The sequence below is a fragment of the Streptomyces triticisoli genome (assembly GCF_003270085.1).
In the GTDB taxonomy this organism is placed as follows: domain Bacteria; phylum Actinomycetota; class Actinomycetes; order Streptomycetales; family Streptomycetaceae; genus Streptomyces; species Streptomyces triticisoli.
The window spans coordinates 43,012-50,170 of the sequence record NZ_QFDQ01000225.1; the positions used below are offsets into that span (position 1 = coordinate 43,012).

General features: G+C 70.8%; 6 protein-coding genes. 4 read left to right on the forward strand and 2 right to left on the reverse strand.

The window, feature by feature from the left end; translation table 11 throughout:
• Positions 1–7: 7 nt before the first annotated feature.
• Positions 8–748, forward strand: coding sequence for an HAD family hydrolase (locus tag DEP02_RS27770; protein ID WP_112470429.1), 741 nt, complete (start codon positions 8–10; stop codon positions 746–748).
• A gap of 419 nt (positions 749–1,167) precedes the next feature.
• Positions 1,168–2,772, forward strand: coding sequence for an ABC transporter substrate-binding protein (locus DEP02_RS27775; protein ID WP_112470430.1), 1,605 nt, complete (start codon positions 1,168–1,170; stop codon positions 2,770–2,772).
• Positions 2,773–2,878: 106 nt separating this feature from the next.
• Here DEP02_RS27775 and DEP02_RS27780 read toward each other — a convergent pair whose 3' ends face one another.
• The gene (locus DEP02_RS27780) at positions 2,879–3,550 is read right to left on the reverse strand and encodes a response regulator (RefSeq protein WP_112470431.1); all 672 of its coding nucleotides are present in this window, start codon (positions 3,548–3,550) and stop codon (positions 2,879–2,881) included.
• Positions 3,551–3,564: 14 nt separating this feature from the next.
• Positions 3,565–4,542 carry a RecB family exonuclease gene (locus DEP02_RS27785; protein ID WP_112470432.1) on the reverse strand — a complete coding sequence of 326 codons (978 nt, stop codon included), beginning with the start codon at positions 4,540–4,542 and terminating at the stop codon, positions 3,565–3,567.
• 172 nt (positions 4,543–4,714) lie between these two features.
• Here DEP02_RS27785 and DEP02_RS27790 point away from each other — a divergent pair, with 172 nt between their 5' ends.
• Both DEP02_RS27790 and DEP02_RS27795 read left to right on the forward strand, forming a co-directional pair.
• Positions 4,715–6,244, forward strand: coding sequence for a site-2 protease family protein (locus DEP02_RS27790; protein WP_112470433.1), 1,530 nt, complete (start codon positions 4,715–4,717; stop codon positions 6,242–6,244).
• A 62-nt stretch (positions 6,245–6,306) separates the two neighbouring features.
• Positions 6,307–7,159 (forward strand): tRNA (adenine-N1)-methyltransferase (locus DEP02_RS27795; RefSeq protein ID WP_112470434.1); only part of this gene is annotated, 853 nt, incomplete at its 3' end.

Consider the following 7,159-nt stretch of genomic DNA (forward strand, 5'->3'; position numbering starts at 1 on the left):
ACGCCGGATGACCAGTACCGTCCCCGCGCTCGGCACCTTTCCCCAGGCTCCCGGTTCCGTTCGAGCAGGGCAGACCCCCAGGGCAGAAGGGCCGGCCCTGCAGGCCGTGCTCCTCGACATGGACGGGACCCTGGTGGACACCGAGGGCTTCTGGTGGGACGTCGAGGTGGAGGTCTTCGCCGCACTCGGACACACGCTCGACGACTCCTGGAGACACGTCGTGGTCGGCGGCCCCATGACCCGCAGCGCCGGCTTCCTGATCGAGGCCACCGGCGCCGCCATCACCCTCGCCGAGATCACCACACAGCTGAACGAGGCGTTCGAGGCCCGTATCGACGGCGCGCTGCCGCTGATGCCGGGCGCCGCACGGCTGCTGGCCGAGCTGTCCGCGCACCGGATCCCCACCGCCCTGGTCTCGGCCTCCCACCGCCGCATCATCGACCGTGTCCTGACCTCCCTCGGCCACCACCACTTCGCCCTGTCCGTGGCCGGCGACGAGGTCTCCCGCACCAAGCCCCACCCCGACCCCTACCTGCTGGCCGCCGCCGGTCTGGGCGCCGACCCGGCCCGGTGCGCGGTGGTCGAGGACACCGCGACCGGAGTCGCCGCGGCGGAGGCCGCCGGCTGCCAGGTGATCGCCGTACCCTCCGTCGCCCCCATCGCCCCGGCCCCCCGGCGCACCGTCGTTCCTTCCCTGGAAGACGTGAACCTGTCATTTCTGCACGGCCTGATGACAGAAATGCGCTAACTGTTCACCCAGTGTGCCAATCCCCGCGGGAAAAGCCCCGCGGCGGGCATCCACGGGAATTCGCACCCCGTCGGACGGCTGAATTCCGATGGCCGTCGCACTGGTTGATCGTGTGAGGTTTCCCACCCCTTCGGGGGTCGACAAGGGGCTAGAGGTGTGCTGTTCACCCCTTTTCGGAGGTCGTGCGCGCACCCTTGTGTCCCGATTGGTGGAACCCTGCACGAATCCTTCCGGTCACGGGTTTCCGGAACGTCCGCACCCGGTTCCGCTGCGTGATGGGAACTCAACTCCCGTGGTAGCGAACCTTCCTGCGAGGGCCGACTAATCTCATCGAGAGAACATCCCCCCGCCCCCGTGATCCGCCGCGACACCCCTGCATGCCGGATACACGGACTGAACAGTCCTGGAGAAACTCGAGCATGAACCGCAAGACTTTGGTGCTGCCGGCCGTAGCCGGTCTGCTCGCGCCGGTACTCGCCGCGTGCGGCGGCTCCGGCAGCAGCAGCAAGAGCGGTGACGCCATCGTCGTCGGCACCACGGACCGGTTCACCGCCTCGGAAGACGCCCCCGCGCCCGTCGACCCGGCGTACGCCTACGACGTCGGCTCCTGGAACATCCTGCGCCAGACCGTGCAGACCCTGATGATCCAGCCCAAGGGCGACGGCGACCCCGTCCCCGAGGCCGCCGAGAAGTGCGGCTTCACCGACAGCGGCAACGAGCGCTACGTCTGCACCCTGCGCCAAGACCTCAAGTTCGCCGACGGCGACTCCATCAGCGCGGCCGACGTGAAGTTCTCCATCGACCGCGCCCGCGCCATCAACTCCGACAGCGGCGTGGCCGGCCTGCTGTCCACCATCGACACCGTGGAGACCCAGGGCGACCGCGAGGTCATCTTCCACCTCAACACCGCCGACGCCACCTTCCCGTACAAGCTGTCGACGCCCGTCGCGGGCATCGTCAGCCCCAAGAAGTACGAGAAGGACAAGCTGCGCGACGGCTTCGACGTGGACGGCTCCGGCCCGTACACCATGAAGGCCAATGTCAAGGGCGACGAGATGGTCGACGCCCTCTTCACCAAGAACCCCCACTACAAGGGGACGTTGAAGCTCAACAACGACAACGTGCAGATGCGCTCCTTCCCGGACGCGGAGGCCATGGGCGACGCGCTGGGCAAGGGTGACATCGACGTCATGACCCGCAGCATGACGCCCGAGCAGATCCGCAATCTCTCCGCCGACTCCAAGGACAACATCGACATCGTCGAGACGCCCGGCCTGGAGATCCGCTACCTGGGCTTCAACACCGACGCGCCGTCGGTGAAGGACAAGGCCGTGCGCGAGGCCATGGCCCAGATCGTCAACCGCAGCGAACTCGTCGCCGAGGTCTACGGCACCCAGGCCGAGCCGCTGTACTCGATCGTCCCGGCCACCATCACCGGCCACTCCAACGCCTTCTTCAACAAGTACGGCGACCCGAACCCGGACAAGGCCCGCTCCCTGCTGGCCAAGGCCGACATCACCACTCCGGTGAAGCTGACGCTGCACTACACGACCGACCACTACGGCGCGGCCACCAAGAAGGAGTTCGAGGTCCTCCAGCAGCAGCTCAACGCCAGCGGCCTGTTCGACGTCAGCATCAAGGGCACCCCCTGGTCCGCCTTCCGGCCGGCCGAGCTGAAGGGCCAGTACGACGTCTACGGCATGGGCTGGTTCCCGGACTTCCCGGACGCCGACAACTACCTGGCGCCGTTCCTCGACAAGGGCAACACCCTCAACTCCCCGTACGCCAACAGCGAGATCCGCAACACCCTGATCCCGCAGTCCCGCCGACAGGCCGACCGGCTCTCCGCATCCACCAGCCTGACCAGCATTCAGGACATCGTCGCCGACGACGTTCCGCTGCTGCCCCTGTGGCAGGGCAAGCAGTACGTGGCCGCCCGCGACACCATCACGGGCACCGCGTACGCCATCAACTCCTCCGCGACCCTCCAGCTGTGGGAGCTCGGCCGAGGTGTCAGCGGCTGAGGTCTCTCTCCGGGAGCACAGAAGGGGCTGAACCACCCCCGTGCACCAAGAGGGCGCCCCCTCACCGGCCTTCCGGGAGGGGGCGCCCTCTTGGTGCACGGGGCCCCTACTGGGCGCCGGGGCGCACCAGGCCGCTCTCGTACGCGTACACCGCGGCCTGCACGCGGTCGCGCAGGCCCAACTTGGTCAGCACGTGCCCGACATGGGTCTTCACGGTCGTCTCGCTGACGAACAGATCGGCGGCGATCTCCGCGTTCGACAGCCCGCGCGCCACCAGCTTCAGCACCTCGACCTCGCGGTCGGTGAGGGTGTGCAGGGTGTCCGGCACCGTCTCCTCACCGGAGGGCAGGTGCGTGGCGTACTTGTCCAGCAGCCGGCGCGTGATGCTCGGCGCCAGCATCGCCTCGCCGGCCGCGACCACCCGGATCGCCTGCACCAGCTCGCCCGCGGGCGCGTCCTTGAGCAGGAAGCCGCTCGCGCCGGCGCGCAGCGCCTCCACCACGTACTCGTCGAGGTCGAAGGTGGTCAGCACCAGTACCTTCGCCGGGCCGTTCCGCTCCGGACCGGTGATCTTCCGGGTCGCCTCCACGCCGTCCATCCGCGGCATGCGGATGTCCATCAGCACCACATCGGGCTGCAGGGCCCGCACCTGGTCCAGGGCCTGCAGACCGTCTCCGGCCTCGCCCACGACCGCGATGTCCTGCTCGGCCTCCAGGATCATCCGGAACCCGGTGCGCAGCAGCGGCTGGTCGTCGACCAGTAGGACGCGGATGGCCACGTGAGTCTCCTTCGCTAGTCCGCGCCCATTCTGCCCTGCGCCGACGCCACGGTTTGTCCCAGGGGCAAAGGGTAGGGCGGGGGAGTACCACCGAACTCCGGGCAGTGGGCCCGGTGGTCGCACCAGCCGCACAGCTTCGTGGGGCGCGGCCGCCAGTCACCGGTCTCGGTGGCCAGCCGGATCGCCTCCCACAGGGCCAGCAGCTTGCGTTCCACCCGCTCCAGATCGGCGGGGACCGGGTCGTACGTCAGCACGTCACCGCTGCCGAGATAGACGAGCTGCAGCCGCCGGGGCACGATCTTCTTCAGCCGCCACACCACCAGGGCGTAGAACTTCATCTGGAACAGCGCGTCCTCGGCGTACTCGGGGCGGGGCGCCTTGCCCGTCTTGTAGTCGACGATCCGCACCTCGCCCGTGGGCGCCACGTCCACCCGGTCGATGATCCCGCGCAGCCTGAGCCCCGAGTCCAGCTCCGCCTCCACGAACAGCTCCCGCTCGGCCGGCTCCAGCCGCGTCGGGTCCTCCAGCGTGAACCAGCGCTCCACCAGCCGCTCGGCCTCCGCCAGCCAGCGCGCCGACCGCTCCCCGTCCGGGTCGTCGGCGAACAGCTCCATCAACTCCGGCCTGACCTCGCGCAACCGCTCCCACTGCCCCGGGACCAGCGCCTTCGCCCGCGGCGCGGTCCGCTCGGCGGCCGGAGCGTCAAACAGTCGCTCGAGCACGGCATGCACCAGCGTGCCCCTCGTCGCCGCTTCGCTCGGCTTCTCGGGCAACCGGTCGATCACCCGGAACCGGTACAGCAACGGGCACCGCATGAAGTCCCCGGCACGGGAGGGGGACAGGGAGGAGGGCGGTACGGCGAGGCGGGGAGCGGTCTGCGAGTCCGCTTCCACCGCCGCCGCGGTCACCGCCTCCGCGGACTCCTGCGCCGGCGCCCCCGCCACCGGGCCGCTGTCGTGGGCGACCGCCTCGCCCTCCGTGCTCGTCTCCATGCCACAAACCCTACGGCCCACCACCGACAGTGACCCGGCCACGGTCATGATGTGCGCGAGGCGGGGAAAACACAGGGGTGCCGGGCGGAACCGTTTGCCACGGCCGCATACCATCGACCCGAGACCTTCCGGCCGACAGGTACGGAAGACGCGCTTCGAACGAGGGGACACCGTGGACGTGAGCGGCGGGAGCGGGCAGCCGCGTTCCGGCAACGACGAGTCGGCCCAGCAGGCCGAGGCCGCCCAGGAGCAGAGCCCCGCCGAGTCCTCGGCGCACGAGGCAACGCCCCGGACGCCTGCCGGCACCGCGGCGGAACAGAACCGCTCCGGCGACACCGGCGCGGCCCCGGCCGCACGCGGCGCGGGGGGCCGGGAGCCGGGGGACGGCGAGGCCTCACGCGCCGACACCCACCCCGAGCACGGACACGCCCACGGTACCGAGGGACCCGTGCAGACCCCCGACGACCGCGGACGGCCCTTCGGCGACACCCACCCCGACCGCGCTCTCGCGCGCTCCGGGAAGTCGTCCCCGCCCGCGCGGCCGAAGGGACCCGGGGGCGGGCTGCTCATGGGGCGGCCCTTCGGGGTGCCCGTGTACGTGGCGCCCAGCTGGTTCCTCGTGGCCGCGCTGATCACCTGGGTGTTCGGCGGACAGCTCGAGCGCGTACTGCCCGAGCTCGGCGCCGCCCGCTACCTGGTGTCCCTGTTCTTCGCGGTCGCCTTCTACGCCTCCGTCCTCGTCCACGAGCTCGCCCACACCATCGCCGCCCTCCGCTTCAAGCTCCCCGTCCGCCGCATCCAGCTGCAGTTCTTCGGCGGCGTCTCCGAGATCGAGAAGGAAGCCGAGACCCCCGGCCGCGAGTTCGTCCTCGCCTTCGTCGGCCCGCTGCTCTCCCTGGTCCTCGCGGGCGTCTTCTACCTCGCTCTGCGCCCCTTCGAACCCGGCACGGTCCCCGGCGTCCTGCTGGCCGGCCTGATGATCTCCAACCTCATCGTCGCCGCCTTCAACCTGCTGCCCGGCCTGCCCCTCGACGGCGGCCGCATGCTCCGCGCCGTCGTCTGGAAGATCACCGGCAGACCCATGAGCGGCACCGTCGCCGCCGCCTGGGTCGGCCGCGCGCTCGCCGTCTCCGTCCTGATCGGCCTGCCCCTGTTCACCCAGTCCGGCGTCGACCCCACCGCCGAGGACACCATCGGCGTCGGCACCGTCACCAACGCCCTGCTCGCCGCCATCCTCGCCGCGATCATCTGGACCGGCGCCGGCAACAGCCTGCGCATGGCCCGGCTGCGCGAACACCTCCCCGAGCTGCGCGCCCGCACCCTCACCCGCCGCGCCGTCCCGGTCGAGACCCACACCTCCCTCGCCGAGGCCCTGCGCCGCGCCAACGCCGCCGGCGCCCGCGCCTTGGTCGTCGTCGACGGCCAGGGCGAGCCCCTCTCCCTGGTCCGCGAGTCCGCCATCGCCGGCGTACCCGAACACCGCCGCCCCTGGGTCAGCGCCAGCGAACTCGCCCAGGAACTCACCGACGGCATGCGCGTCTCCGCCGAACTCGCCGGCGAGGACCTCCTGGACGCCCTGCGCGCCACCCCGGCCACCGAATACCTCGTCGTGGAGGAGACCGGCGAGATCTACGGTGTGCTCTCCGCAGCCGACGTGGAACGCGCCTTCGTCAAGGCCATGGCCCGTCCGTCCGCCTCCTAGGCCCTGCCCCGGCCCGCCTCCGCGTGGTCGGCGGGCCCGTCCGGGACCGGTAGGCTGGTCACATGTCCGAACCGACCGGTGCCGCCCGCCGTCGCGGGCCCTTCAAGGTCGGGGACCAGGTACAGCTGACCGACCCCAAGGGCCGCCACTACACGTTCACGCTCGAGGCCGGGAAGAACTTCCACACCCACAAGGGATCCTTCCCGCACGACGAGCTGATCGGCGCACCCGAGGGCAGCGTTGTCCGCACCACCGGCAACGTCGCCTACCTCGCGCTGCGCCCCCTGCTCCCCGACTACGTCCTGTCCATGCCCCGCGGGGCAGCCGTCGTCTACCCCAAGGACGCGGGGCAGATCCTCGCCTTCGCCGACATCTTCCCCGGCGCCCGCGTCGTGGAGGCCGGCGTCGGCTCCGGCTCGCTCAGCAGCTTCCTGCTGCGCGCCATCGGCGACCAGGGCATGCTGCACAGCTACGAGCGCCGCGCCGACTTCGCCGAGATCGCCCAGGCCAACGTCGAGCGCTACTTCGGCGGCCCGCACCCCGCCTGGCAGCTCACCGTCGGCGACCTCCAGGACAACCTGTCCGACACCGACGTCGACCGCGTCATCCTCGACATGCTCGCCCCCTGGGAGTGCCTGGAGGCCGTCTCCAAGGCACTCGTCCCCGGCGGCATCCTGTGCTGCTACGTCGCCACCACCACCCAGCTCGCGAGGACCGTGGAGTCCATCCGCGAGATCGGCTGCTTCAACGAGCCGACCGCCTGGGAGACGATGATCCGCAACTGGCACATCGAGGGCCTGGCCGTCCGCCCCGACCACCGCATGATCGGCCACACCGGCTTCCTGCTCACCGCCCGCCGCCTCGCGGACGGCGTCGAGCCGCCCATGCGCCGCCGCCGGCCCGCCAAGGGCGCCT